Consider the following 1,936-nt stretch of genomic DNA (forward strand, 5'->3'; position numbering starts at 1 on the left):
GTATCAATATTGGCTAGCGACTATTGATTAGCGCTGCATTAAACAAGCGTAAGCCGTGGTAAACGGTGCTTCTTGGTATTGCTTAAGGCCTGTTTCTTTGAACTTCATCATAAGAGGGTTGCGCTTAAGGCTTTCTTTGATTTCATTCGGAGATACAACGGTTACGTCTAGGCCGTCGATCAACTGAATTGCCGCTTCTAGTTTGAAGCCGAAGCCACCGCCAGCAAATTTGCCTTTAGTTTGGCGTTGACGAATTACCACTTTTTCTACTTGGTAATCTTCCATTAACTTTGCAAAAGAAAATTGAAAATCTTTCATATTCTGTGTGTCGTTTGCGTCACTAATCGCAACTTTAGAAACTCGGCAATCAGGAATGTTAAATACACCGTCTGATAGAGATAGAAGACAGATGACTGCATCGTTACCTTTGATTTCAACACCACAAATTTTCATGTTCTTACCTACTTATTTTAGAGCCCTATATTATGGTGTTATTTCGATGACTTCTCCAGTAATAGAACATGTCTAAGGTAAATAAATTCAATATTGTCCACTTTAACTTTTCAGGTTGACGTCTGGTTAAATGCGAAGCACTCGTTTTCATTGTCTAGTTTTATATGCGATGAGATTCACAAAACTATAGCTGGCTTTTTTATCGATACTGTATATTATGCGCGCGTCCCTATTTAATGTGTGGTTATAAACCCTCTATGAATATCAAAAACCTTTCTATTAAGAGTAAAATTGCGATTCCGCTAATGGTTATCGTGATTGTTTTCTCAACTGTTACTGTGCTTAACGTGATTAAATCTAACGCGCAAGCAGCGATTAACCATGAGCTCAATAATGTGGTTCAACCGGTTCTCGACAACCTAGAAGATGGGTACCGAGATATCTATCAAGTCATTGCATCAGCGCAAGGTTTATTACTTGCTAAAGATAAGGATGCGATCGAATATCAAAAATTTGAGTTTGAAGACAACGCTTACAAAGCCGTTCCACGCTTTGAAAGTGTCCAAACCCTATATACCGCAGGTGTCTTAGACTCATCTTCTCAAGACGAGCTAGCGAAACTGGTAAAGGCGATGAAAAAGTGGGTAGCATTGCATGAACCAATGTTTGCAGACCCTGCCAATGCTCTTCAATACAACATAGATTACTCGCCAGCATTGGACGCTGAGTTTGCGATCATTCACGATCAACTCGGCTATATCAGAGAGCTCATTGCAGTTAAACAAAAAGAGCTTCGCCAGCAAGCTAATGACTCGATTGAAGAAAGTAAGCTGATCATCGAAGTAGGTATGGCGGTGGCGGTACTTGCGGCTTTGTTTTCGATGTGGTTATCGAACCGTTTTATCGTTCAGCCGATTCAGAGCGTAGAGAAAGCGATGAATGAAATCGCATCGGGTGATGGTAACTTAGCTCAGCGAATGAAAGTTGAAGGTTCTGATGAGATTGCTCGTTTAAGTTCAGCGTTTAACAAGTTTGTTAGTAAGATACATACTACTGTAGAACAAGTGATTCTGACATCAAATGCCGTACGTGCAGAGATGGAAAACATCAAATCAATAACGCAGAATGTGGTTGAATTTTCTTCGAATCAACAGAAAGAAAGTGAAGTAGTCGCGGCTGCCGTTCATGAAATGCAAGCGACCAGTGAAACGGTAAGTGGTAACGCGTTAGATGCGGCAACCGCAAGTAACGTTGCGAACAATGAAGTGGAATCAGCAGACAGCACTTTGGGCTTAACCGTAACTTCAATTGAACGCCTTGCGCAAGATATCGAGAATGCAGGCGGTGTGGTTCAGGAATTGGATACTGATGTGAAGAACATTGCTTCTATTCTTGGCGTGATCAAAGGCATTGCAGAGCAAACCAATCTATTGGCATTGAATGCGGCGATTGAAGCAGCGCGTGCTGGTGAGCAAGGTCGTGG

At 41.5% G+C, this 1,936-nt stretch carries 2 protein-coding genes; one reads left to right on the plus strand and one right to left on the minus strand.

Annotation, left to right across the window (positions count from 1 at the left end; all coding sequences use genetic code 11):
* Positions 1 to 27 precede the first annotated feature (27 nt).
* Positions 28 to 453, minus strand: coding sequence for a DUF3010 family protein (locus tag AB4496_RS24275; protein WP_009846243.1), 426 nt, complete (start codon positions 451 to 453; stop codon positions 28 to 30).
* A gap of 257 nt (positions 454 to 710) precedes the next feature.
* Between AB4496_RS24275 and AB4496_RS24280 the strand changes: the two genes are divergently transcribed.
* Positions 711 to 1,936 (plus strand): methyl-accepting chemotaxis protein (locus tag AB4496_RS24280; protein WP_372132340.1); only part of this gene is annotated, 1,226 nt, incomplete at its 3' end.

Source organism: Vibrio sp. 10N.222.46.A1 (assembly GCF_041473595.1).
GTDB classification, from domain to species: domain Bacteria; phylum Pseudomonadota; class Gammaproteobacteria; order Enterobacterales; family Vibrionaceae; genus Vibrio; species Vibrio tasmaniensis_A.

What these genes read in the sequence shown, in the direction of transcription:
- AB4496_RS24275 (WP_009846243.1), bottom strand. Translation starts at nt 453, where the DNA reads ATGAAAATTTGTGGTGTTGAAATCAAAGGTAACGATGCAGTCATCTGT.